Origin of the sequence: Candidatus Nitrospira neomarina (genome assembly GCF_032051675.1) — a bacterium.
Classification (GTDB): Bacteria; Nitrospirota; Nitrospiria; order Nitrospirales; family UBA8639; genus Nitrospira_E; species Nitrospira_E neomarina.
Genome location: NZ_CP116968.1, coordinates 3,033,404 through 3,058,738, shown reverse-complemented (window position 1 = coordinate 3,058,738; position 25,335 = coordinate 3,033,404). Strand labels below are relative to the sequence as shown.

The window sequence follows — 25,335 nt, the reverse complement described above, 5'->3', positions numbered from 1 at the left end:
TTTAGCCTAAGGAACGCATCGATCGTCGATGGATGGAAAGGTGAATACCGGGAGGATCGGGGCCGAACCTGCACAATGGCCAAATTAGCCTAAATCAAAACCAGCGTCAAAGTACCCCGCAAGCTCTTCTCCGGTGGGGGACGCATCCAAAGCTTCCTGTTCGATGCGTTGAAAATCTAAAGGTCCTTGCAGGTTCAGATGATAATAGAGAAATTGGAGGTTTCGGACCTGGACCCACGGCCAGGCTAATCCAAACGTGAGAATAAGCATGAGGAAGTTCGTCATCCGTAACTCCATGAGATTCCATGTGGAGGCAGAAAAATGAAAATGCGCGTCTCCAAAATCTGAATGATTCCATTGGTACCGTTGCTTGGCTACTTGCAGGTAAAACCATGGAAGCAGCAGCGTGAGCAATCCGGTGATGAATAGGGAATTAAAAAAAATGTCTCGCCAACCTTCGGATGGCCATTGGGCGAGGATGGTGAGACCGTCAGGTCCCGCGTTAATCCCGATGAGTGTAATGATAATGATCATGCTGAAGGCGAGGGATGTGACATAGATCCTCAAGAGCCCGCTTCCCGTTCCGGAATAGGTGAATGGGCGATTACCAAAGTAGGTGTGAGCGACGAGAAATTTTCGTCTGGCATTTTCGAAAAACGGGTAATAGATGCCGAGGGTCAACACGGTCAGTACGCTTCCCAGGACCCATATTTTCGTATAATCTTTCACGTGCCCACGGAAGGAGAAACGAATCGTTCCCAACGAGGTTCGACTCAACCGATAACGATGCGATCCGACCACGGCGACTGGAATGAAGCACAAGGCCATGATCCCTGCAAGCGCATTGGGAATCCAGATCGGAATCTGATCCCAAATGAGGGGGGTGAGACTGAGGAAAGCATAGGGAAGACCGAATACCAAAAACGCTTTTGACCATCCCTTCAATAATTCCTGAGGAGTTCCATGATAGGAAAAGCGAGTGCGGGCAAAGCTGGTCTGACTGCTCAAAAATTGGCGAATACGTACTCTCCCCCAAAAAGAATACAGGCCAAGTGTCAGTAATGTGAAAAAGGTATTGACAATGAAAATGCCAAAGAGCGTTCGGCCACGGCCCCAAAAAATGGGATGGTGGATGGGAAACAAATCGGAATCGTTTGACTTGTCCGGGCCGGAAAGGGGTATTTCGTGAAGGGCCCGGGTTTGGTCTCTCTGATCCTGGCCCCAAGTGGCCAAATCAGAACTGCGTTCAGCCGATGAGTCTGTTCTATGAATGGTCAACGGCTTATGAGACTCTGATGAAATGAAGGCATGATCTGTGCAGAGTAGTGGTTCATTGGAGTGGTTTACGGATTTCTCTTGTGGAGAATGAAGCGCGGCTCCACATTGCAAACAGGTCTCTCTACCATTTTTGGCCGACCCGCAGGTTGTGCAAATCAACGCGGGCCTCAATTCCATCGAGCAGACGCCTCCGTCTTGATCGTGCTCATCAGTGGTGTCTTCCGTGATACATGGTTTCACCTATCTGGGTCTATCGGTTCTATCTGATACAATCCTAAGGTCTTCCCCAACTCAATTGTCACGGGGGGGCGAGGGAAAATTTATGCAGAGTATAGTCAAAATGTTCCTGATCATCATAAATGTTTGTGCTGCGGTGGGTTGTGCCGATGTCTCCCGTCAGATTCTTCAAGGGGAAGGGAATGGCCTTGACCCCTCCCATCCGCCTCAACAAGTTCAAGATCTTGCCGGGATCTGGGAGTATGCAGATAAAACCGGGTCCAATACCATTACCTTAGATGAAGAGGGAAATGGACCATATGAGTGGGAGGGTGGCTGGTTTGAAACCCAAGAACTAAAGGATGGAGTATGGAAGGGCCAATGGATGCAAGCCGGGAATGATCGGGAAGGAAGGTTTGAGCTGAAGTGGTTAGATGATTCGTCGATAGCCCAGGGACGTTGGTGGTACACCCGCATTGGCCAGGATCACAACCCTCTTGACCCTGGAAGTACCTTTACCATGCAACGGATATCCCCTTTTTTGACAGGTGGGAAGTAGCCTCCTCGCGGTATTTCCATACAGAGAGACGAATCAAGGCCGGAGAAAGGACCATCCCTCAAAGCCTAGAGACTGCCAATGACGGATTGCTGCTCACTTCCGGCAGGCTGGGTGTGAAGAGGATTCTTTTCTTTCTCACGAGTGTCCGGCGTCTTGAGCAGGACAGCATGTAAGGCCTCCTCAATCGTTTCCACGAAAACAACGGACAATTCTGATCGTACCGTGTCAGGCACATCTTTCAGATCTTTTTCGTTGGCTTTGGGAAGGACAATGCGGCGCAATCCGACCCTATGCGCTGCCAGAATCTTTTCTTTAATCCCGCCCACAGGCAGGACCAATCCGGTTAACCCAATTTCTCCGGTCATCGCCGTATCCTTCCTCACCGGGATTTTCAGTAAGAGGGAAGCCAGAGCACTGGCCATGGTCACACCGGCGGATGGCCCATCTTTGGGAATGGCGCCCTCCGGCACATGAATATGCATTCCACTCTGCTTAAACACCGCGATATCCAAGCCCAGCGATTCGGCACGCGACCAGAGATAGCTTCGAGCCGCTTGAGCTGATTCCTGCATGACATCGCCAATGTGGCCGGTAATGGTGAGGTCGCTCCCTCCCGGAAGAAGGGCACTCTCAACATAGAGGACATCCCCGCCGGTTTCTGTCCAGGCCATTCCCGTCGCTACCCCCAGGGGCAATGTTTTTCTGGCTTCCTCAGGCATAAATCGTTCGATGCCCAACCATTCCGGAAGGTCCACTTGGGTAATCGTGAGAGATTCCTCCGGCTGGTCCGGCGGATGTTCTGCCAGCTTCAGCGCCACTTTCCGGGTTAACCGTCCCAACATCTGTTCCAATTGGCGAACGCCGGCTTCCCGGGTATATCGTTTGATGATATGAGGAATCACCTGTTCCTCGAGCGTCAAAGGTTTGGACTCCAAGCCGGCTTCCTTTAAGCGACGAGGCCACAAATAGCGATTGGCAATTTCAAGTTTTTCCTGATGACTGTAGCCTCCCAGACGGATAGTCTCCATCCGATCCAAGAGAGGACGGGAGATGGTGTCCAGGGAATTGGCCGTGGTAATGAACATCACTTTAGAGAGGTCAAAGGGCAGATCTAAGTAATTGTCGCGGAAGGTATGATTTTGTTCCGGGTCAAGAATTTCTAACAAGGCTGACGCGGGATCTCCCCGGAAATCCTGTCCAACCTTATCGACCTCGTCCAGCATCAGGATCGGATTTTTGGCCCCAGCCCGTCGAAGAGCCTGAATCAGACGGCCTGGCATCGCGCCAACATATGTGCGGCGATGCCCTCGCAATTCGGCTTCGTCATGAAGACCCCCTAAGCTCAGGCGTTCAAACTTTCTTTCCAGGGCGCGGGCAATGGATTGCCCCAAGCTGGTTTTCCCCACCCCCGGAGGTCCCACCAGGCATAGAATGGGAGCCTTCGCAGAAGGATTCAACTTCAACACGGCCAGGTGCTCAAGGATGCGTTCTTTGACATCCTGAATGCCGTAATGATCTTCATCTAATATCGTTCGAACATGAGTCAGATCCAGGTGATCTTCTGTGAGGGTGTTCCACGGTAATTCCAGAACCAACTCCAGATAGCTCCGAATGACTTGATGATCCGGGGAGGCAGGAGGCAGTTTGACCAGACGCTTCAGTTCTCTGGTGGCTTCAGTTCTCACGATGTCGGGAAGGTCGGCCTTCTCGATACGGGCCTTTAATTCCCCTACCTCGCCATCTTCAGGTTGGGTCTCCAGTTCTCCCAGTTCTTGTTGAATTTCTTTTAACTGTTGGCGCAGGAAATATTCTCTTTGGGATTTTCCAATTTCGGCCTGGGCCTGGCTCGCGATTTCATGGCGAATTTTGAGGATATGAAGTTCATGGGCCAACGCGCCATACACCTGGCGAAGGACTTCCTTGGCATCGGATTGCTCCAGAAGTCCTTGCAATCGTTCCACATTGAGGTTGAGGAGGGATACGAGCCGATACGCTACTGAAAGGGGATTTTTCTCGGCTCGAAGCACGGCTACCAATTCCACCACCCCCTGGGTGGTCAATAATTCCGGTAATTGGCCAATAAGTTCAACAAGTTCACGATGCAAGGCTTCCAGTTCAAGGTCGGATTCAAGCGCAAGAGCAAGTTGCCGGGAGCGAACGATCATATGGGGTTCGTCCTGTTCCTTTTTCAGTAAGACGACGCGTTCGATTCCTTGGGCGAGAACCTGAAGATGACCGTCCGGAGTTTTGCCCATTTGTTTGATGACGGCTTTCGTGCCGATGCCATACAGGTCATCGAACTCGGGTTCCTCCTTTTCTGAGTCACGCTGGGTGGCGAACACCAAGGCTTTGTCCTCCGAATTCATCGCTGCCTCCACCGCTGCAATCGAGCGGGGTCGACCGATCGTGAAGGGAACGAGGGTATCTGGAAACAAGACCGTTCGTTTCACAGGGACGAGCGGTAGGGAAACAATAAGTGTATTTTCGGTAGCTGGGGGAGTATCCATTTTTATCTTCACCGTCCTTCAGGTGTATACCAACATCATAACTGTTCTCCCCAACAAGATATGCATCTTTTCCGTTGAGTCAAATTGATGAGCACGATCTACCGGTTGTGCCATGAGGGTAGTGTCAAAAGGCCATTCATGAGCGAAATCGGAAGGTGCACCTGAACCTGCACCTGTGTTGGTGATGAACTCTCGTGCCCACAATGTGAGGTGGAAACTCCCTGGTGTCCATCTGAACATCTCAGAGCATCCGAAGTCATGATGATGGTGATGAAACTGGATTGGGTGGATGAGTTTTACGAATTTTCGCCCGTTCCCGAAAAAATTGCAAATGATCCAGATTCCTTGACAGGTTTATTGCGAGATCTTACCATGGTTAGTAAATACTCACTATACTGGAAGGTAGAAGATGCCATTGTCACCGAAACGAATAAGCGGTCCGGTGCGGAAGGCCAAAATCATTCAGTCGGCGGCCTCCCTATTTGCCAAAAAAGGGTTTAGCGGGACCAAGACCCGGGAGATTGCCCAGAAGGCCGGAGTCAGCGAAGCCCTTATTTTTAAACATTTTCCCAGTAAAGAAGATTTATATGCGGCCATTCTTGCGGAGGAATCGCCCGTGCCGGGATTACTCTCCAAAGTAAGAAGTCTCGCTGAGCAACAAAAGGATGTTGAGGTGTTTTCCGTAATTGCCCGGACGGTGGTCGGAGGGGCTCCGGATTCCGATTTGATGAGGTTGATTTTGTTCAGCGCACTGGAAAACCATGAGATGTCGGATATGTTTTTCCACAACCACATCCGGGTGTTTTACGATTTTTTGGCCGGCTACATACAACAGCGTATAGATGATAAGGCCTTTCAGCCGGTTCAGCCCCTCATCGCTGCACGCGCCTTTATGGGCATGCTGATTTATCACCGGTTGTTGACGGTCTTATTTCAGGCCCAACTTCCTCAGACTGCCGAAGACATTTCGCGGACCTTTGTGAACATCATGATGAACGGACTCAAACTCCCTTCACCCAAGGGAGCGGTACGCAGGTCAGGTCGGACAAACAAACCTCGGACGCGCACGGCACGGAAGGTATGAATTACGTTGCACTGAAAATGTTGTTTGGCGATCGCCCCAAATACCTCATGTTGCTGGCGGGGCTCACGTTTTCCACGATGCTCATCGTTCAGCAGGGGTCCATTTTCTGGGGGTTAATGACCTGGTCGCAATCGGGCATCACCAATGTGAATGCCCCTGTGTGGGTCACCGATTCCAATATCAATCAAGTCGAAGAGATTAAACCGCTGGCCGATACCACGGTGAACATGGTTCGAAGTGTTTCCGGTGTCGAGTGGGCGGTTCCTCTCTATAAGGGCGTCCAGCGGGCGAGGTTGCGGGATGGGAACTATGAGCAAATTGCGTTAGTCGGGATTGAATCCAGTACGTTAATCGGTCGACCCGCCAGGGTGTTGGAAGGCCACATTGAAGAGCTGCGGTCTCCTGACGCGGTCGCGATCGATCAATTAGGGGTGGAACGGTTAGGTGGGCCCAAAAACATTCATCTCGGCACCACATTTGAAATTAATGATCACCGTGTCAGGGTCGTGGCGATCGTGCAGACACAAAAAAGTTTTCAAAATTTTCCCTTCGTCTACACCACCTACGAACGAGCCTTGAGTGTGACACCAGAAGAACGGCGGAAATTGTCGTATGTCCTTGCCAGTCCGGTGAGTGGGATCAGCCCGGAAGAATTGGCCGGGCGAATTCATGAGCAAACCGGATTGGGAGCATTTACCGAAGACCAGTTCGGATGGAAAACGATTCGATGGATTCTCCAAAACACCGGTATTGGCGTGAATTTTGGTACCACCGTGTTATTAGGGTTTATTGTGGGGATGGCGATTTCCGGACAAACCTTTTACCTGTTTACGGTTGAGAACCTTCCGCAGTTTGGCGCGCTGAAAGCGATTGGAGCCAGCACGGGGATGCTGGCGCGTATGATCCTCCTGCAAAGTTTTACCGTCGGATCCATTGGATATGGCGTCGGTGTGGGATTGGCCACCCTGTTTGGATTGACCGTTGCAGGTGGAGACCGGCTGCCCTTTAAAGAAACATGGCCTCTTCTCGTCGGAGTGGCCGTGGCGCTCCTGTTGATCTGTAGTGTCTCGAGTGTGATTAGCATTCGAAAGTTGGCCAAACTTGAACCGGCAATTGTGTTTCGGGGGTAGCGCCGTGAGTGGAAATCTGTCTCCGACTCTCAACCATGATTCGGCTCACTGGCTGGTCCAGGCCAGGGGGGTGGTGAAATCGTTTGGGGAAGGAGAGACGCGGATTCCTGTCCTGAAGGGAGTTGATTTACATGTCGCCCACGGGGAAGTCTTGTTACTGGTGGGTCCTTCGGGTAGCGGAAAAACGACTCTCTTGTCGGTGATTGCCGGCATTTTAGAAAGCGATGAGGGAGAGGTGAGAATTTTGGGCGAATCCATTCTGGAATTGTCCGCGTCGGAAAAAACGAAGTTTCGCCGAGATCATCTGGGATTTATTTTCCAACAATATCATCTCTTGCCCACTCTCACCGCGGTTGAAAATGCCGCAGTGCCATTATTGATTCGCGGGGTAGCCAAACACGAGGCCCTGGCTCAAGCGGAGAAGATTCTCGGGAGCATGGGCATGGGAGAACGCTTGGCTGCATTGCCAACCAGACTATCGGGAGGCGAGCAACAGCGGGTGGCGATTGCCCGGGCTTTGGTGAGTGATCCCCAGTTACTGCTGTGTGACGAACCGACGGCGAACCTGGATGGAGAAACGGGACACCGCATTGTGCAGCAATTGCATGATATCGGAAAACAGCGTGATCGGGGGGTGATTATTGTGACGCACGATACCCGGATTTTTGAATTTGGCGATCGCATTGTCCATATGGAAGATGGACGAGTGGATCAGATCCAAGAAGGACAGGAGACACCCCTTTAAATGGTACTGCGGCGTTTGAGTTTTTGGATCGCGTTGGGGGGCATCATTTTGACGATTGCGACCTTGTGGGGCGCTAATAAGAAAGTGGCTCCGCCTCCACCGATGGAAGCTCCTCCTCAGAATCCGTATCCGGTCACGGTGGCCGCAGCAGGCATTATTGAGGCTGTGAACGAAAATGTCAGAATCGCGCCTCCGGTCTCCGGTCTGGTGACGAAGGTGTATGTCACGGTGGCGGATCATGTTGAACAGGGAGATCCGTTGTTTCAGTTGGATGATCGGGAGTTGCGGGCACAACTGCAAACCAAGACCGATTCGCTCCCGTCTGCAGCGGCGCGGATCGCCGAGCAGCAGATCCGGCTCCGGGATGTCCAGGACCAATTAAAGCGGCTTCAGTCGGTCACAGACCGCCGGGCGGTCAGTGAAGATGATGTGAAGAGGAAATGGCATGAGGCGGAAGGTGCCAAGCGGGCGTTGATTCGGGCAAGGGCTGATTTCCATTTGGCCAGAACAGAACGGGATGAAGTGCAAGCATTATTAAACCGTCTCACGGTTCGAGCACCGCGTGTGGCGACGATTCTTCAGGTCAATGTTCGAGCCGGGGAATATGCCACGGTGAATGCCATCGAGCCGCTCATCATATTAGGGGATACGGAAACCTTACAGGTACGGGCCGATATCGATGAGGTCAATGCGCCGCTGGTGGTGCCGGGAAGTCCGGCGGTGGCCTACCTTAAAGGATATACGGATCAGGCTATTCCTCTTACCTTCGATCGCATTGAACCCTACATTGTGCCCAAACGTTCCCTCACTGGAGACAATCGAGAGCGGGTCGACACCAGAGTGCTCCAGGTGATTTATCGATTTGAACGGCCTCCCTTCCCGGTCTATGTCGGCCAACAAGTCGATGTCTATATCGAGCGCCCTGTTGAACGGGTTTCGAGTCAGGACCCTAACCGATCTAAGAACGGAACCCGGCCATCTGATACCTCCCGTCCGTTGTCGGAGACAGGGGAGACTCCGTAAGGAGAAACGCATGATCGCAACGAAACATCTACCCATGCTGTTTATGATCCTTTGTCTGCCGGGATGTCTGATGGGGCCGGACTATCACCAGCCGGACCTCAATGTCCCTGAAGACTGGAACAGGATGACACTGGAAGGCTCATCCTCTCAGCTTCCCATTACGGTAGGGCAGGTGCCGGAAGCCGGGTGGTGGCGAATGTTTGGCAACGATGAATTGAATGGATTGATTGAACAGGCCTTGGACCGTAACCATGATCTCCGACAAGCTGCGTTTCGGGTGCTGGAGGCGCACGCGATTGCCTATGGGTCGGGAGCGGGGCTTTATCCCAATGTATCCTTGGATGGATCGTATAGCCGAATTCGTCGATCGGAAAGCATTTTAGTCGGTCCCACAGGAGGGGCGCCTGAAGGGTTTGCGCCACCGGGAGCTAATTTTGATATTTGGCGTGCGGACATCGATCTTCGATGGGAACTGGATTTATGGGGTCGCATTCGACGCGGAAAGGAGGCCTTTACCGCAGAAGCGTTGGGGAGCGAAATGAATCGCCGCGGTCTGTTGTTGAGCCTGGTGGGTGAGGTGGGAGATTCCTATTTCCGGCTTCGCGAACTCGACGAACAAGTGGAGATTGCGGAACGGAACTTGGCCCTTCAACAAGACTCACTGTCGATCATCCGGAGCCGTGCGCAGGCCGGTCTAGTATCCGACCTGGATGTGAAACGAGAGGAAACCCTTGTGGCTCAAACGGCTTCGCAAATTCCCGAGTTTCGGCGACAACGGGCTGTGCAACTGCATCAACTCGAAGTGTTGACGGGAGCCAATCCCGGTACGCTGGTGTTGTCCTCCAAACCCCTTCGGTCCGTGATGGCGCAACCCACGATCCCGGTTGGTCTGCCTTCAGATCTGTTGCAACGGCGCCCGGATATTTTGGAAAAGGAAGAAATCTTAAAAGCCGCCAATGCTCGAATTGGAGAAGCCCGCGCCTACTTTTTCCCCAGCGTGGCCATCACGGGAAACGGAGGGTTTCTCACCAGCGAATTCGATCAATGGTTCAAATGGGGCAGCCGCAACATGGCGATCGGTCCTTCGGTTACCCTTCCCATCTTTGAAGGCTATACCAATTTGGCCAGATTGGAGGTGGCGGAAAACCGGTATCAGCAAATGTTGGAAGACTACCATCAAACCATTCTGAATGCGTTTAGGGAAGTGGCTGATGTGCTGGTTGCCCTCCAAACGCGCAAAGAGCAACTGGTCAGTCAACACCAACACGTGGCAGCCGCCCGGGAATCGCTGGAGCTCGCGGACATCCGGTACCGGAAGGGATTGGTCAGCTATATCGACGTCATCGATGCTCAGCGCATCGTGCTGGATGCGGAATTGGGCGTGGTCCAAACCGAACGGGCACGTCTCACGGCTATGGTAAATCTGTTCAAAGCTGTGGGCGGCGGTTGGCAGGATGAACAATTGTCACAAGTGAAACCACAGTAATGGATACAGGATGCATCTCCGCCAAGTATTCCTAAAAAGGTTAGTTTAACCCGTCATCCATATTTGCGATCCCCTTTGCCTTGATTCTTTTGTCCTTATTTCTTTTTCCCCAATGTCATGCTGAACTGGCGGCGAAGTATCTCGCTTAGCGGGGGATAAGTGGTTTGGGCACAGATCCTTCGTTTCCCTTAGTATCCCACTTTGGCTGCAGGGGATAGGGTGTTCTTTGCTGAGAAGGGGCGAAGGAGATCAGAGAAAGGAAATGCCGGCATCGCCCGCCAAGGGTTTTCTAAAATGCTGCTGGCTATTTTGACCAGCGGGAAGTCGGAATTCCTGTTCTATGTTTCCCTTTGTAGTATCGGATCATAAACCTGCTTTTTCCCAAAATAAGGTTTGCATAATGGTTTGCTCGTGTAAGGGCCTCGTCGGACATTCGCCGAAATCAAGCACTTCCTTTCCAGCCTCTGCCACCTCAATGCTTTTTTCAAGATCTGGCATGTCCATAATTCCGCAATGGTCTGTCCGCGTTTTACTTTGGTGGCGGGGGGAAGGGTAGGAATTATTCAGCGGATTTGCTGTAATACCCTCGCAATCCTCTCTCGATAGAGTAAAAGAATGGAACGTCAGTCATCACTCGCACAGGTCACTCACTGCTCGTCCCGGTAGGTATTGGTGGTTGTGCCAACATCATGTGGAGAATAGACAATGAAACGTCTCATGATTCATGGACAACGTCAGCCACTTGATTCGAAATCGACTCCTCCCGATTTCCCTTCCAATCTGAAGAGCCTGATTACCCTCAAGCATAGTGCGAAGGTCGAACGTGCCCGTGCGGGGCGCACGCCGTTGGCACTTGACGATCTGAATCCCGACGATCTGGTTCAGTTGGAATTGAACCAGGGCGTGAAATTGTGGGTGCGGGCCGATGACCTGCAGCAGGATTTTGGATTCACGCCCACTCGCGGGGCTGCGGGGGAGGAAATCGAACTTCCCCTGGTTCTGCCATTGGGGTCCGCGAGCCGTGGGGTGGTGGGCGATTGGATAATTAAAGGGCTTAAAGTGTTTGGTCTGGATCCCGTGGGTGCGACCACGGATTTTATTAAGGACAAAGTGGAGGGTGTGTTACAGCCCGGCCCGGGCCTCTATCGTTGGAAGGGGAAAGCGCCTTCTGACTATTCACGAATTAAACCACTGGAAACGGGAAAGTCGGATAAACCCTGGCTGGTCTTTCTCCATGGGACCGCTTCCTCCTCAGAGGGAAGTTTTGGGGGGTTATGGGAAGACGGTGCCAATGCACGCATGTTGCAACTGCTCGCGCAGTATCCCGATCGCGTGCTCGCCTTCCAACATCGCACGCTTTCGCAAAGTCCTATTCAAAATGCGGTGGAACTGGTTCGCCAGTTTCCCAAGGGAGCTCGATTGCATTTGGTCTCCCATTCCCGTGGCGGGCTTATCGGCGAATTACTCTGCCGCAGCATGATGGAGGGTCGATTTCCGTTTGATCAGGAGGATCTTGGGATATTTGTGCAAGCCGATCGTGACGACGACCGTAAGGAATTGGAGCAACTCGGCAACCTGTTGCAACAAAAGGAATTGGTGATCGAACGATTTGTGCGGGTGGGCTGTCCGGCCCGAGGCACCACCTTGGCGAGTGGCCGGTTGGATCGGTACCTGTCGATTCTCTTGAATGTGGTGCAAGCGATTCCCGGCCTCAAGGCCAATCCGGTGGTTGAGGGGCTTTCCGCGTTTCTCCTCGCCGTGGTGAAAAACCGGACCAAACCGGAAGAGTTGCCCGGGTTGGAAGCGCAGATGCCCGGGTCACCGTTGGTTCGCATTCTCAATCGGCCTGGAGTGCGGACGAGGGCTGATCTGCACGTGTTGGGGGGGGATCTGGAAGGCGAGGGGATTATCGGCCGACTCAAAACATTCGTCACGGACTTATTCTATCGGGAAGATCATGATTTGGTCGTCAATACGCCGGCCATGTTGGGGGGGACGGAGCGCACACGGGAAATTCATTATTGGATCGACACGGGGAAGAACGTCGATCATTTCCATTATTTTCGAAACCCCGATACTGCCAGTCGACTCCTTCAGGCCCTCATCCAGGCAGAGCCGCATTCCTTGTACCATCGCCTGGAGGGGCGGCCTTCCCAAATCACCGAGGAGGACTATCGGAAACGTGCGCCCGGTCTGTCGCAGCCGGTCGTGTACGTCTTGCCGGGCATCATGGGCAGTGAACTCAATGTCGGGAAGGACCGGGTCTGGGTGGATATGTGGGATCTGGCTATGGGAGGCCTGAAGAAGTTGAAGCTTACGGCGGAGAATGTGGTGGTTGGTAAGCCGATCGCGTCGGGGTACAAGGACCTGATCCGGTTTTTGGCCCATTCCCATGAGGTGAAACCCTTTGCCTACGATTGGCGGAAGTCTCTCCTGGAGACGGCGAAACTTCTTCGCAAATCTCTGGAAGAAACGTTGGAGAAACTGGAGGGAAAGCAACCGGTCAGAATTGTCGCTCATTCCATGGGTGGACTCGTGGTACGCGTGATGCTTGCCACGCCGGAAGGGAAAAACGTGTGGGACCGGATGTGTGAGCATCCCGGTGCCCGGTTCATTATGCTGGGCACCCCCAATGGGGGATCACATGCCATTACCGCCATGCTGATGGGGCGTGATCCATTGGTGCGAAAATTGGATCTGTTGGATCTCACCAATTCCCAAACGACGTTACTTGGAATCATTTCCTGCTTCGATGGCGTGTTGCAGCTCCTGCCGCACAGCGGCACACTGGATGTGTTCAGGGCCGAAGTATGGGAAACCCTTCAGGAGCATGATCGGCCGGAGGATCGAGGAATGGGGAAGGCCAAAATTGCCACCTCCGAATCGGCGGGGATTGTTTGGCCGTTGCCCGACACGGCCCAACTGACGAACGCATTCAAGATGACCACACTTATCCGGGACAGTCCTATCGATCCTCAACGCATGATCTATGTGGCAGGATGCGCGGCGGCCACACCTTGTGATGTCTCGATTGATCTCTTGGCAAAGCCCGATCGTCGTATTCAGGTGCTGGCTACCTCGGCAGGGGATGGGCGTGTCCCCTGGGAAACCGGCATTCCCAACACACTGAGAAACCGGGCGTACTATGTGGATTGTGAACATGGGGATCTCGCAAATTTCCCGGACGCGTTTGAAGGGTTGGTTGATCTGCTGAATAGCGGAGTAACCACCAAAATATCCCAAACGCCTCCTGCCCGTCGCGAGGTGATAGTGGCCCCTCCCGCCATTGCGGAAGGAATGGTGGAGATGTTTCCCAATGAAGAGGATCTTATCGCCTCGGCCTTGGGATCGAGTCGCGTTCAAAAAACGAAGCTGCCTCCCCGGAAAGTCAGGGTCAAGATAATTAATGACAATTTGTCCCGGGCGTCTTCGCCTGTGGCGGTGGGACATTATGCAGGAGATACCATTGTCAGTGCCGAGGCGTATCTTGACCGGCAACTCAATGGCCGGTTGCGCGAACGGCAACGCTTGGGACTCTATCCCAATACACTCAATACCTCCGCAGTGGTGCTCAATGATCAAGAAGATGCACAGGGGCCAATCCATCCAGGCGCCATTGTTGTGGGGTTGGGGATGGTGGGAGAACTGACCCCTGGCGGATTAACGACCTCGATGACAAATGCCATAGTCAATTATGCCCTGGAGTGTTTAGAGGCTCACCGTAAACGCTGCTTGAGACTCTCCGAAGTGATTTCGGATGACTTTGAGCTGAAAATCCCTTTGACGACCCTGTTAATAGGGACGGGCGCAGGCGGATTTTCCCTGAATGATTCCTTGCAAGCGCTTCTCAATGGGGTACTGCAGGCTAATCGGCGCTTACGCCAATTGAAAGAAAGCAGGAAATCTGAGGACGGCGAATCCCCGGCGAATGACTTATTCGAAGAGCACATGGCCGAAGACGCGGCCCAAACCGTCACGATCGATTCCGTAGAGGTGTTTGAGTTGTTTCAAGACCGGGCAATCCAAGCCACGAAAGACTTGCGGGAACTAGCGCGGTCAGGGAATTTTCAAAAACATCTGCATATCGAGGAACTGTTGGTCGAGGGAGCGGCATCGCGGCAGAGAGCCTTTTTTGTGGAGGATGCAGCATGGTGGCAACGGCTGCGAATTGTCACGCAACCCGACGGCTCATTGAAATTTGAATCTCTGACCAACCGGGCGCGGATGGAAACGTATCTGCAACCGGCCCAACGGAAACTCATAGAACGGTTTTTGAAACGGGCGAGTTCTTCTACGCAAACCGATTTGGAATTATCCAACACGTTATTTGAACTTCTTATTCCTAACCGGTTAAAGGAATATGCCCCGGACCGGCGGGATATCGTATTGGTGCTGGACGAGGAGTCGGCGGAATACCCGTGGGAGCTGTTAAACAATCGCTATGATCCGCAAGCCCGTCCCCTTTCGGTGGAAGCGGGGATGATCCGGCAACTGGCTGTCCGGGATTTCCGTGAGAATGTCCTCCATGGGACAGAACGCAATGCCCTGGTGATTGGCGATCCCACCAGTGGAGAACCCTCCGGAAAGTTTGCCCCATTGCCCGGAGCGGCGGCGGAGGCGCGGGAGGTGGCCAAGCTCATTCGCCACTACGGGTATCGGGATGTGGTGGAACTCGTGGAGAGTGACGCCGACCCGGAGCACGTTTTGACTGCCCTGTACAGACAACCCTATCGGATCCTGCATTGTGCCGCACATGGGGTCTATCAGTTCCCATTGGAAGAGGAGGACGATCGGCTTGTTGCTCCGAATCTCCAGCCAACCTCAAAAAATGATCCTTGTGTAAAACCCAAAACGGTTACAGGCATGGTGTTAGGGGATGGGTTGTTTTTAACCCCGGCGGAAATTCAACAAATGCGCTATGTGCCCGAATTGGTCTTTTTGAATTGTTGTCATCTGGGGCGCACCAATGGCAGCGGTCCATCACCCGAAATTCCCTTTCATCGGTTGGCTTCCAACCTGGGCACCCAATTGATCCAGATGGGTGTGCGGGCGGTGATTGCGGCGGGTTGGGCCGTGGACGATACGGCTGCGAAAGTCTTCGCCAGAAAATTTTATGAAGAAATGTTCCAGAACCGTTTCTTTGGCGATGCGGTGCGATTGGCTCGACAGGAAATCTACCTTCAATATGGTGGATCAAATACCTGGGGCGCCTATCAATGTTATGGAGATCCGGATTTTTCATTGAAGGATGGTTCCAGGCCTGGAGCCGGTGACGGCCACATGGTGGCTCCGGCTGAATTGCGTGTGGAATTGTACAATCTGGTGCAAACAGTCCAGACGGCGGAACCGAAAGATGAAAGCAGGATTCGACAACAATTGGACGATTTACAGATTAGAGCAGGACAGGGATGGATGAATTCTTCGGCTATGTGTGCCGCCTTCGGGAAGGCGTATGGAGAATTGGGTCTCTTTGATCAGGCTGTCCGGTTCTATGATCGGGGGAGAACTTTGGAACCCGCCGATGCGACAGTGGATTCCCTGGAACAATTGGCCAACCTGAAGGTGCGATGGGCCCTTAAGAAATCTCTCGAAATGTTGCCACGCGCAAAGACAAAGACGGATGACAAGGCGAGTAAGCAGGAAATTCCCATCAAAGATCTCATTGATGACGCGGAGAATATTCTGAATTGTCTCATCAAGATTCAACCGACTCAGGAGCGATATGCGCTGAAAGGAAAAGTCTTCAAGGGGAGAGCTGTCCTTCACAAAGGAAGAGTTCAGAGAAAGAAAGCTCTACAACAAATGGAAGCGTATTATGGAAAAGGGTATGAACTCGGGAGAAAGGCTGAACGACATGATGTGTTTTATCCCTTGGTCAATCAATTGGCCGCCAAGATAGTGCTGTCCTGGGGAACTCAGAAATCCCGGACTGTTCCAAAAGGCAAGACCAAACAGACTAATTGGGTAAACGAAACGTTGTCGGAATTAGAAAAAGAGGCGGAAGAATTGCGGCACACAGGGCGATCATTTTGGGAGTGGGGCCTGAAACCGGAATGCCTGTTGCTGAAGGCTTTATATGCCAAGCGGCTCACCGTCAATGACCATAATGCCATTCTCAAAGGTTATCAGGAGGCCAAGCGTCGGGAAGGTTCGGCCAAACACATGGATTCTGTAGTCGAGAATATCAGATTTTTTGAAGCCATGCTGAGCCTAAGCAATCTTTCCAAAGCTCCCTCGTCACTTGCCCAAAGTCTGCAGAAATTGCGGGAAGGCCTGGAATCGAAGTAGAAGGCAACGGACTCCGCTAACATATCAATGTCGTCTTAAACGAAACTTGATCTTGTAGGTCCATCTACGTCTCTTCTCGTCATCAATCAGGGATGCATTCCCGGTATTGTGGGAGCTTTATGCACCCGGAGCGGGAAACCTTCTATCCTTTTTTTGTTTCCTGTAGCTTCGAAAGAGTAAGTATTCTGTCATTGATCGGTGAAACAGATCCGGTCTGAATTGTCATGCTGACCTAAAGCGAAGCATCTAATCCAGCCGATGTAGTGTAGGCATAATACTATAGGTTTTTCTGATCTCATTGCTTTCCTTCCTCTGATTCAGGTGTCCCCCTGGATTCAATTTTTCGTCCGCGGTAGACTGCTCCCATCTTGATTCAGTTTTTTTTAATCGAACCCCTTCAGATCATGAGCTTGCACCCAATTAGAATGGAGGGCGGAACGTCGTGTTGAAACGAATGTATGGGAGTCTGTTCCTGATTCTCTCTTTTCTGACAGCGGTTCCCTTACCGCTTTGGGCTCAATTGGATATTCAATATCAATCCCGCAGTCAGGAACAATTCGGCAGGTGGAGGGAAGGGGTCAAACCGAAGCCGGTCTCGGGGTTGAATATCGAATTGATTTCAGTGTTGGCCGATTACCGGGAACTGGTTTCCTCTGACAACTTTCCGAATGCGGTGAAGCTTCAATTTTTTTTAGATGATGAGCATGCGGTGTATCTGACCGTTCGCGAACTGGATTATCGCACCTACTATTGGTTGGATAAGGTGGAACCCGCCCGGACATGGGAAAAAGGGTTTCAGAATGTCTTTGCCTGGCCGACCGATCCCGTCTTGCAACAACTGACTCCCAAACTCGGCCTCTATGAATTGGGGGCCTTGATTCGTCTGGATGCGGACTCGACGTCCAGCGTGGAACGGGTGGCTCCCGGTGTGCTGTATCACAAGGAAATGCCTTCTAAAATTGACGGATATTTCTTTACGTTGAAAACGGGAGAAGATGCAAGACTCCTGGCCTCCATTACCCACAAGGCTTCCGGCAAGGAAGTTGAGAGGCAACTCTTCCGGAGAAAACGTGCCGGTCTTCCCTTTACGATTCATTGGGACGCCAAAGATGCAGAGCCAGGTTCCTACAAACTCGACATTAGCGGGTTTTCTCTTTCCTCCAATCAACCCATTTTCAAAGAGATTCATTTCTACCATCAGCCCATCGTGAACCCGTAAAGGGAGGTTCCCCTTCAGCCATGAAGGACGTGTTCATCAGTTACGCCAGCGAGGATCGACGTGTGGCCCAACAATTGGCTGCATCCTTGGAGCAATCCGGGGTATCGGTGTGGTGGGACCGCCGGATTCAAGTGGGAAGCGAGTGGGATAAAACGATTGAAGACGCGTTGGCCTCGGCGAAATGCGTGGTCGTGTTATGGACCGCTCACGCTAAAGATTCCCGGTGGGTGCGGGCAGAGGCTCGGGAAGCTTTGAAAACTGAAAAGGTCGTACCGGTCATGTTGGAGGCCAATGCCATCCCATTGGCATTTACCGGTATTCAGGCCTTGTGCTTTCTTGGATGGGAAGGCACGGCCGGATCCAAGGAATTTGACATTCTCCTTTCTGTCGTCCGTGCCAAATTAGAGGGGAAGCCTATGGAGCTCCCTGAGGCCTCTTCTACCAAACCCTCTCTGCTCGGAAAATTGGTCGCTCTTGTGGGGGTCAAGGCCGGGGTGGGAGGGGTTCTTGCCATTCTGCTGATCGGCAGTTCATTTGTGCGAGTCGATCCGGATATTTCGGTGCATGTGGAAACCACCCGGATGGAGTTGAGCGTGGTCTCTACTTTTGGTGATAAACGGCTGACCGACGATCTGACCTTTGAGACCCTGACCGTTGAAAATATCGGGAAACTCGCTATCAGTCCAGACCGGCTGTTGGTTGCGGATCCGGCTGACTATGATATGGAGTCGGATAGTTATCCACCGAAAGCCTGGTTCGATATCCCCGTCAATGGGCGAACCGTGCAATTTGGTGTGGGCAGCTCTGGTATGGCCTCGGAAATCGCCATTGAACCCACAGATCATCAGGAGGCCGTAGCGGGGCAACTCGATGGGATCGTGCTGACCGACGAGACGTTCGTCACGATGCAGGTTTCCAATAATAATGCGGTCACTTTGGCATTCAGAAAGAAAGAGGGGCCACAACGAGTGGTGGTGTCCCGCATACATGCCGTCCAATTCATTCAAATCGGATTACAAGCGCCGCCCGAACTTTCCATTCCTTTTCCCCAGGATCAGGAGCTGACCTATCACATCATTTTTGAGGAAAAACCGGGAACGATGGAACTGTTTGGGCAGGATGAGGCTTTGGTTCTGGTGATGAAAGAAATGGACCTCACAGGCAAGAAGCCGATTTCCAGTTCAGTATTGCCGATACAATCCATAGACTTTTCCTGGCAGGATCCCGGGACCGGTGAACGCAAGCCGCCGGAGGGGTTTTCGGGGACGGTGAATTATCTCGATCCGCAGAGTATGCCATCGGTGACTATCGGAACGAATGCCTTTCTGACCTTGGACGACCTGGACCATTTTGAAATCACTTCAATCAGCATAGATCCATTTAGCCATAAATTGGTGGTGGATCTGAAGGGCAAGGCCGGTTATGTCAAAACAGGGACTGCCGGCAACCCACAGGATCTTCGTCCGACCCTCTTCGATCACATCCGGTACAGCCCCCTATTCGAACCAGTCAGCAAATTATTGGGGTTTTAGAACAAGGAATAAGGTTCGGACCTCATTTGCCTGTGATCTTGTAGAGACGCCCCGGCGGGGCATCTCTCTTGGATTGATGGATGGCGTGGGACAAAGGCGACGTTCCATCGGAACGCCGCTACAGGGGCGAAATCCATTGGGTTGGTTTCTGGGGTAGAAACGTTCCGGTGGGACGTCTATCTTGGATTGGTGAATGACATGGGGCAAAGAAGACGTTCCACCGGCACGCCGCGACGAAGAAAGGGACGGGTGGTGTGGCAATTGTGGCCAGCGTGTGATTCGGGGCGGTGCCTGGACCGACGACCTTCCGGTGTTCCTTCGTTCATCAAACCGGCACAGGGACACCACTGTCTCCCGGCTCAACTACCTTGGTTTTCGTCTTGCCCAGGACATCCCCTAACCCTTTGCTCTGTATCCTATTACCCTTTTCCTATTTTCCCCATTTCCCCTCCTTTGTAAGGAGGGGTTAGGGGAGGTAGAAGGCAAGCACTGCCCGCCAAAAGAAAAATGGTGGCCAATGGTCACCCTACCTGTCATTCCGGCGAGTCTCCGGCCGGAAACTCTTCTATCGCTGTTCCAAATAAGTTTCAAAACCTTGAAATTGCATGCCGTCATTCCAACAGCCTGTCAGTCAAAATCTCTCTTCATACGTTTCGGAGGTGTGCAGACCATTTCTTCTGCCGAACTTTCTCATTTTTCCTGGACCAGGATTAACTGGGTGGTCTTGGATTCTCGTGAGAGATGTGCCAAGATTGCGCTACCGTTCAAGATGACGACATAGGACAAATTCATGGCTCTCATTCGTTTCCTGACTTTCTTGGTTGTTCTTCTGATGCTTCCGACTGCACCCGTATTGTCCGACGTGGATATGGGCACCTTAAAAAAAGGCGTAGTGAAGGTCTCGGCGCAATATTCCAAGTCTGAAAAAGTCGGAACCGGGTTTATTGTCGGGAAGGGAAAGAACCATCTGTTCATTGTAACCGCCTCACATGTGGTAGAAGGTGAGTCCGAAATCCCTCGATCCCTCACTGTTACGTTTTTTACGCATCAAGAAGAACCCTTGGTTGCTGAGGTCATCAATAAAGAAGGCGGGGATCCCAAAGGCTTGGCTCTGTTGAAGGTGGGGGGAGATTTTCCCGACGATGTGGAAATTCTGGAGTGGGATACGCAAACTCGATTCCATGGAGGAGAAGAACTGCATGTGATCGGATTTCCTCAGTTTGGAGGCAATCCATGGGCGGTGACCAGGGGAATCCTGTCCGGGTTTGACGGGCCTATTCTCAAGTTTTCCGGGGCGGTTGAAGAAGGGAATTCTGGCGGACCACTGCTGTACCAGGGGAAAGTTATCGGTGTGATTGTGGAAATCCTCCGGAAATTTGTCAATGCCAAGCCTTCTCAAATTGCGCAATTTACGGTTGAAAATTGGCCGGGGTTTACTCGTCAGGTCAGGATTGAACCGGAAAATATTTTACCGCCGTTAGAAGCCGATGCGGGGAAATCGGCAGGGAAGGGCTTGGCCACCTTGGTTGTCACCACCGTTCCACAGAATGCGGATGTGTTTGTCGACGATGAACTGGTCGGAAACACCACAAAAGGACCGGTCGTGGTGAGTCAATTAACCCCGGATAGTTACGAGGTGGCGGTCAAAAAGAAAGGCTATCGACCATGGATGAACAGTGTTGAATTACTTCCCGGCGAACTCCGGGAGTTGAACGCGTCTCTCCAGAAAGGAGTGGCGTTTGATGTGACCGGTATCTGGAAAAATCCTGATGAACCGACCCTGTCCTATGTTCTGCAACAAACTGGAGATCGGGTGGTGATGAGAGAAGTCACCGCCAGTGTGTTGGGGACCATGGTGACCGCAGAGGGAGAAGGGCAATTGCAAGGCAACCAATTATCCATTTTCTATCGGACTGTGTTGGGAACGATGGGGCAATCGACCACCACCTTATCGGATGACAATCAGCATCTCACCGGAACCTTCCAGGATTTTTCCAATATGATTCCGATGACGCTCTCGTTGGTTCGATCGGCAGATTCTCCCGCCTCTTTTGGTTTACCAGGCAGTGATGCGTGGAACGCCATTCAGGGTTTTGGGCAGTAAGCACTATTTGTTTTCGTGCCTATCTTTTCACCAATCGTGCAAACATGCGTATGTGTTCGGGTTCCAACTGTCCAGACGAATAGCGGGTGTTCCGTTCTACCTGATTGAGGACTTTCTCCACGATTACTCGACAGGGGTTTCAGATGAAATCGTTGGTCATCGGTGGAACCGGACAACTTGGAGCGAATTTAATTCGGGTGCTACTTGAGCGTGGGGACCAGGTTCGTGTGTTGCATCGATCCACCAGCAACACCTTCACGATTGATGGGCTGAATGTTGAGCGTGTGGTGGGTGATCTCAATGATGGAGAGTCCTTGCGTCTGGGCTGTGAAGGCAGGGATGTGGTCTATCACACCGCCGGGTATTATCCGTCTGTGACGATTCCAGTTGAGGTGGCAAAAGGGCAGGCTCTGAAAGAAACGGCACTGGTGTTAGAGGCTGTCCGTGCGGCCAGGGTGGACCGGTTCGTTTTCGCCAGTACGCTCACGACTGTGGGATTTCCCAAAACGGTCGGCCATCCAGCCAATGAAACCTGCCAATTTTCAACCCGATATACGAACAATCCGTATCTCATGGCCAAGGTCGCCATGGAAGAGAAGATTCTGCAATCGGTTCACCAGGGTATTCCTGCAGTGGTGGTGATCCCGACGGAATTTTTCGGCCCCTACGATCAGCAACCGACAAGCGGCACCCATATTCTGATGCTCGCGAAGGGGCGGATGCCGGTATATGTCCCAGGGCGGGTGAATGTCATTGATGTGCGGGATGTGGCCGTGGCCATGATCCGTGCGGCAGAGCGGGGTCGTGTCGGGGAACGTTATCTCGTGGGTAACTGGAATACGACACAAAAGGACTTGAATGAACTTATTTCGCAGGAGGTTGGAGTGCCGCCTCCTTTCTTTCCGGTTCCGTTAGCTCTCGCGCGTTGGGGAGCAAAAGCCGGGGAGTGGGTTTCACGTTCTCTCCTACGCCGGCCCCCCTTTGTGCCTGCCTTTTTTGTCGAAGTGATGGCGCATATGCAGCATTACGATTGCTCAAAAGCTCAGCGAGAGTTGGATTATCCGCGGAGTGCTCCCCAAGGGGCGATTGAGGATGCGGTTACCTGGTTTCGGCAAAATGGGTACTTCTAGATTCTTGATTTCACCCACTAGACCTTGAATTGCAAATTGTGAATGCAGTTGGCTTCAACCAGCATATCATCCTGGTCCAATGACAAAGGATTTGTGCCCGGGTTGAAGTGCCACGGCTTGGCGAGATCCTTCGGTTCCCTCAGGATGACAACTCCATCAAGGCTTGTTCTATTCGTTGTTTGCCCAGCATTCATGATGCATCGTTTGGTAAATGTAGTGCAGGTTGTTTTACCTGTAGTGAGTCTGTGGGATGTACCGATGCGTCACCTGAGAGGAGATCTTGCCGGAGGAGTCTTGAGGAGTCGAACGGGAAGAGGAATTGAAAATGCCGCTGGCCGCGGGGAATGTGATCTTCAGTATCTGGAGTTAAAGCAATGGGCAGTCTCGGTCAAGCTGTACCACCCGATTCTTCTTCGGCTTTGTTTAAGACTTGTGAAAAACGACCTCCGACGAGTGTGGTGACTTTTCCCATCACTTCGGTCAACTCCTTCCACTCTTCGGGTTTCAATTCCTCTTTGAGATTCGGATGGAGTCCCCATTTCGCACTGACCTGCTTGCCATCCCGTTGAATCACGACATAGAGAATTTCTGTTTCCTGGGAATCGGTTGCTGCTGGTGTCGTTCCCGAACCGCTTTGTGCCATGCCTGCTCTCCCTGTTAAAAATGTGTTGAGCCGATTGTACTGCATTGCCCTGTCCCCTGTAACCACCCACCATCCCTCATGTTGACCATTGATCCGCGTTTGTGTGACTTTTGGCGGTAGGGTACATTCTTTCATTGGGAGACGGTCTGCCCATTCCTGATTATTGCAGGAAAAATGCGAAGTTTCGAAATATCTGTGTCTGGTGACCTGAGCTTGCGGGTATTCACTTTTTTATGGGGGTAGTCTGATATGGAAATACAACGACCCAAGTTTTGGGACAATATCAATATGAACGATCTGGCCAGGAATTTTTTTGAAGGTCTCTTAATCCTGGTGCCGGTCGTGACGACGTTATATGTGGCGTGGTTGGTGCTTCAAACTATTGATGGCTGGCTGAATATTCCCATCCCTGGTGTGGGATTTCTGGTCACGGTCGGGTTAATCACCTTGACTGGCCGATATGCGTCCACCGTGTTCGTACAAAAAATGTTGGATGTGCTGGAACGGGTGTTGGTGAAAGCGCCTTTCGTCAAAATCCTTTATACCTCGCTCAAGGATCTGATTGCGGCGTTTATGGGAGAAAAACGGCGGTTCGATCAGCCGGTCTTGGTGTCTCTGGTTCCCGGTGGTCACGCAGAAGCGGTAGGCTTTGTGACTCGAACGGATTTGAAATTTCTCGGCCTGCTCGACCATGTGGCCGTCTATTTCCCGCAATCCTATAATTTTGCGGGAAATATTCTGATCTTCCCCAAAGAACAGGTTCACCCATTGGAGGCAGAAAGTGCGGATGTCATGGCATTTATTGTGTCAGGGGGCGTCTCCGGTGGGCAAAATGGGGAAGGGGGTGTAGGCCTACAGGAGATGATCTCGAAAGGTGGATGAGGTCCATGGTAAATGTATTATCGGGATGTATGATAACCGGAGAATGTTTCTGAATGAATGTGTCGTTCGCTTCAATCATTACGATCAATTCCCTACCCCTAGTACGTAAGAATTTTCGAAATCACCTTCTATCTCAAGTTGGTCCATGAAATTATTCATGACACCCAATTTCCTGAACGGAAGCTGCAAAACCTAAACAGCAGGCAATTAAGAACGAGGGAAAGGGAGCCCTCTTGTCGTCTCATCTGCATACGGCGTCTTTCAGCAACTTTAAGCCGCTAATTCGTCCTGCGAACGATATCAGCAGGATTCTTCCAGAAATTTCCATGTAAAGATGGTTCTGGTTTTGGGTGTGACCTTCAATTCTTCCCATGTGCCTTCCGAATCACGGGCTTTAACCACATACCAATGGTCCTCATACTTAATGCTAAAACTTGATAATGCTGTTGTTGAAGCCAGATAAATATTTGTCCGGGCGTATACCATGCATAGGTTCTGCCGGGCTCGGCATCATTCGTGATATAGCCGTGTTGTATGGTAGTTTTTTGCGCATGGAGCGATCCCCCTTAGGGGAGGTGGGCGCTAATCTGGAATGGCCCGCAGCAGATGAGCTGTTGTGATCAACGAGCCCCATGCTCAACTGGCTGAGCAAGCCAAAGGGTTCAACACTTTCGGGAAACTGACAAATGGGGATCGGGCAGACTTCTTAATACTCATAGCTGCATGTATGTGAAGGATCGGAGAGGAATTTTGTGAGATTCGTGACTGGCAGTCAATATTTTTGACAGGATGATGGGAGATTGATCGTGAACATGATGACCCGAGAGATTCAAGTTGTGAGAGTTGGCCTGGGACTGGTGCTGTTGGGATTGATGTTTGGTGTGGGAATGGGAATTCTCTTCGGTATGAATGAAGATCTATATAAAGGCTATATTAAACAGGGAATTGAAGCGAATCCGGCAGTTCATGATGCCAAAAGTGCGGATAAGATTTGGCGATATGCCCAACGTGCTCACTTTCATGCAACGGGCATTGCCGCCTTTTCTCTGGGGCTGATCATACTCACCATGTTGTCCGGAATGAAGTCACGATACAAAAAAGTCTCTGCAATGTTTCTCGGCCTCAGCAGTTTGTATCCACTTTCTTGGCTGACCATGTTTCTTCTGGCTCCCTCCATCGGGCGTGGTCCGGCTCATGAACATTTTCTCACGGAAATATTCGTGTATACGGGTGTGGGCGGCTTATTAATAGGTGGTGCTCTTCTTTGCGGAAATCTGTTTTTAGGATCCTTCCGCGAAGAGACCTCGTTGTAGGCCGTGTTGCGGGAAATATTTAGCTCCACACCAAACCAACCGAATTGGAGGGATGCAAGGAAAAGCCATCTAGCTTGAGAAAGACCAATCATTTTCTCTCCCAGGACAATATATATTGACGGTAGTTTCCCTTCCGCTCCTTCAAATGGGTATCCTATATAGGGGTTTCCCGAGAATTTGAAGAAGCCGGTCTCCA

Annotated in this window: 17 protein-coding genes; 14 read left to right on the top strand and 3 right to left on the bottom strand. The window is 51.7% G+C overall.

The window, feature by feature from the left end; translation table 11 throughout:
- Positions 1 to 84: 84 nt before the first annotated feature.
- The gene (locus PQG83_RS13090) at positions 85 to 1,518 is read right to left on the bottom strand and encodes a YjgN family protein (protein WP_312741793.1); all 1,434 of its coding nucleotides are present in this window, start codon (positions 1,516 to 1,518) and stop codon (positions 85 to 87) included.
- 82 nt (positions 1,519 to 1,600) lie between these two features.
- On the opposite strand from PQG83_RS13090, the gene PQG83_RS13085 reads away from it, so the two are divergent.
- Positions 1,601 to 2,053 (top strand): hypothetical protein, encoded by a 453-nt coding sequence (locus PQG83_RS13085; RefSeq protein WP_312741792.1) that lies wholly within the window; start codon positions 1,601 to 1,603, stop codon positions 2,051 to 2,053.
- Between the two features lie 65 nt (positions 2,054 to 2,118).
- Here the strand turns inward: PQG83_RS13085 and lon are convergent, their stop codons facing one another.
- Positions 2,119 to 4,560, bottom strand: a complete 2,442-nt coding sequence (lon, locus tag PQG83_RS13080) for an endopeptidase La (protein WP_312741791.1) — start codon at positions 4,558 to 4,560, stop codon at positions 2,119 to 2,121.
- 409 nt (positions 4,561 to 4,969) lie between these two features.
- Between lon and PQG83_RS13075 the strand changes: the two genes are divergently transcribed.
- The 11 genes from PQG83_RS13075 to PQG83_RS13030 all read left to right on the top strand — a co-directional run bounded on the left by PQG83_RS13075 (position 4,970) and on the right by PQG83_RS13030 (position 22,301).
- Positions 4,970 to 5,644, top strand: a complete 675-nt coding sequence (locus PQG83_RS13075) for a TetR/AcrR family transcriptional regulator (protein ID WP_312741790.1) — start codon at positions 4,970 to 4,972, stop codon at positions 5,642 to 5,644.
- Positions 5,641 to 6,774, top strand: a complete 1,134-nt coding sequence (locus tag PQG83_RS13070) for an ABC transporter permease (RefSeq protein ID WP_312741789.1) — start codon at positions 5,641 to 5,643, stop codon at positions 6,772 to 6,774. The genes PQG83_RS13075 and PQG83_RS13070 overlap by 4 nt, the downstream gene beginning before the upstream one ends.
- A gap of 4 nt (positions 6,775 to 6,778) precedes the next feature.
- Positions 6,779 to 7,519, top strand: coding sequence for an ABC transporter ATP-binding protein (locus PQG83_RS13065; RefSeq protein WP_312741787.1), 741 nt, complete (start codon positions 6,779 to 6,781; stop codon positions 7,517 to 7,519).
- Positions 7,520 to 8,542, top strand: a complete 1,023-nt coding sequence (locus PQG83_RS13060; RefSeq protein WP_312741785.1) for an efflux RND transporter periplasmic adaptor subunit — start codon at positions 7,520 to 7,522, stop codon at positions 8,540 to 8,542.
- 10 nt (positions 8,543 to 8,552) lie between these two features.
- Positions 8,553 to 10,028, top strand: coding sequence for an efflux transporter outer membrane subunit (locus PQG83_RS13055; protein ID WP_312741783.1), 1,476 nt, complete (start codon positions 8,553 to 8,555; stop codon positions 10,026 to 10,028).
- A 705-nt stretch (positions 10,029 to 10,733) separates the two neighbouring features.
- Positions 10,734 to 16,316 carry a DUF7379 domain-containing protein gene (locus PQG83_RS13050; RefSeq protein ID WP_312741781.1) on the top strand — a complete coding sequence of 1,861 codons (5,583 nt, stop codon included), beginning with the start codon at positions 10,734 to 10,736 and terminating at the stop codon, positions 16,314 to 16,316.
- 442 nt (positions 16,317 to 16,758) lie between these two features.
- Positions 16,759 to 17,535, top strand: coding sequence for a hypothetical protein (locus PQG83_RS13045; RefSeq protein ID WP_312741778.1), 777 nt, complete (start codon positions 16,759 to 16,761; stop codon positions 17,533 to 17,535).
- A gap of 20 nt (positions 17,536 to 17,555) precedes the next feature.
- Entirely contained in the window at positions 17,556 to 19,067 is a 1,512-nt protein-coding gene (locus PQG83_RS13040) for a toll/interleukin-1 receptor domain-containing protein (RefSeq protein ID WP_312741777.1), read from the top strand.
- 193 nt (positions 19,068 to 19,260) lie between these two features.
- Positions 19,261 to 19,467, top strand: coding sequence for an SUMF1/EgtB/PvdO family nonheme iron enzyme (locus tag PQG83_RS21030; RefSeq protein WP_376753527.1), 207 nt, complete (start codon positions 19,261 to 19,263; stop codon positions 19,465 to 19,467).
- Between the two features lie 390 nt (positions 19,468 to 19,857).
- Positions 19,858 to 21,171 (top strand): trypsin-like peptidase domain-containing protein, encoded by a 1,314-nt coding sequence (locus tag PQG83_RS13035; protein ID WP_312741775.1) that lies wholly within the window; start codon positions 19,858 to 19,860, stop codon positions 21,169 to 21,171.
- A 143-nt stretch (positions 21,172 to 21,314) separates the two neighbouring features.
- Positions 21,315 to 22,301, top strand: a complete 987-nt coding sequence (locus tag PQG83_RS13030) for an NAD-dependent epimerase/dehydratase family protein (RefSeq protein ID WP_312741774.1) — start codon at positions 21,315 to 21,317, stop codon at positions 22,299 to 22,301.
- A 388-nt stretch (positions 22,302 to 22,689) separates the two neighbouring features.
- Here PQG83_RS13030 and PQG83_RS13025 read toward each other — a convergent pair whose 3' ends face one another.
- On the bottom strand, positions 22,690 to 22,944 hold the full coding sequence (locus tag PQG83_RS13025; RefSeq protein ID WP_312741772.1) for a hypothetical protein: 255 nt from the start codon (positions 22,942 to 22,944) through the stop codon (positions 22,690 to 22,692).
- A 249-nt stretch (positions 22,945 to 23,193) separates the two neighbouring features.
- Between PQG83_RS13025 and PQG83_RS13020 the strand changes: the two genes are divergently transcribed.
- Entirely contained in the window at positions 23,194 to 23,826 is a 633-nt protein-coding gene (locus PQG83_RS13020) for a DUF502 domain-containing protein (RefSeq protein WP_312741770.1), read from the top strand.
- Between the two features lie 812 nt (positions 23,827 to 24,638).
- Positions 24,639 to 25,139 (top strand): hypothetical protein, encoded by a 501-nt coding sequence (locus PQG83_RS13015; RefSeq protein WP_312741768.1) that lies wholly within the window; start codon positions 24,639 to 24,641, stop codon positions 25,137 to 25,139.
- Positions 25,140 to 25,335: the final 196 nt, after the last annotated feature.

Bases quoted from the DNA above. Each gene is read 5' to 3' on its own strand.
- PQG83_RS13015 (WP_312741768.1), top strand. From the start codon at position 24,639: ATGATGACCCGAGAGATTCAAGTTGTGAGAGTTGGCCTGGGACTGGTG.
- PQG83_RS13030 (WP_312741774.1), top strand. From the start codon at position 21,315: ATGAAATCGTTGGTCATCGGTGGAACCGGACAACTTGGAGCGAATTTA.
- lon (WP_312741791.1), bottom strand. From the start codon at position 4,560: ATGGATACTCCCCCAGCTACCGAAAATACACTTATTGTTTCCCTACCG.
- PQG83_RS13060 (WP_312741785.1), top strand. From the start codon at position 7,520: ATGGTACTGCGGCGTTTGAGTTTTTGGATCGCGTTGGGGGGCATCATT.
- PQG83_RS13085 (WP_312741792.1), top strand. From the start codon at position 1,601: ATGCAGAGTATAGTCAAAATGTTCCTGATCATCATAAATGTTTGTGCT.
- PQG83_RS21030 (WP_376753527.1), top strand. From the start codon at position 19,261: ATGACATGGGGCAAAGAAGACGTTCCACCGGCACGCCGCGACGAAGAA.
- PQG83_RS13075 (WP_312741790.1), top strand. From the start codon at position 4,970: ATGCCATTGTCACCGAAACGAATAAGCGGTCCGGTGCGGAAGGCCAAA.
- PQG83_RS13035 (WP_312741775.1), top strand. From the start codon at position 19,858: ATGGCTCTCATTCGTTTCCTGACTTTCTTGGTTGTTCTTCTGATGCTT.
- PQG83_RS13050 (WP_312741781.1), top strand. From the start codon at position 10,734: ATGAAACGTCTCATGATTCATGGACAACGTCAGCCACTTGATTCGAAA.
- PQG83_RS13040 (WP_312741777.1), top strand. From the start codon at position 17,556: ATGAAGGACGTGTTCATCAGTTACGCCAGCGAGGATCGACGTGTGGCC.
- PQG83_RS13025 (WP_312741772.1), bottom strand. From the start codon at position 22,944: ATGGCACAAAGCGGTTCGGGAACGACACCAGCAGCAACCGATTCCCAG.
- PQG83_RS13070 (WP_312741789.1), top strand. From the start codon at position 5,641: ATGAATTACGTTGCACTGAAAATGTTGTTTGGCGATCGCCCCAAATAC.
- PQG83_RS13055 (WP_312741783.1), top strand. From the start codon at position 8,553: ATGATCGCAACGAAACATCTACCCATGCTGTTTATGATCCTTTGTCTG.
- PQG83_RS13020 (WP_312741770.1), top strand. From the start codon at position 23,194: ATGGAAATACAACGACCCAAGTTTTGGGACAATATCAATATGAACGAT.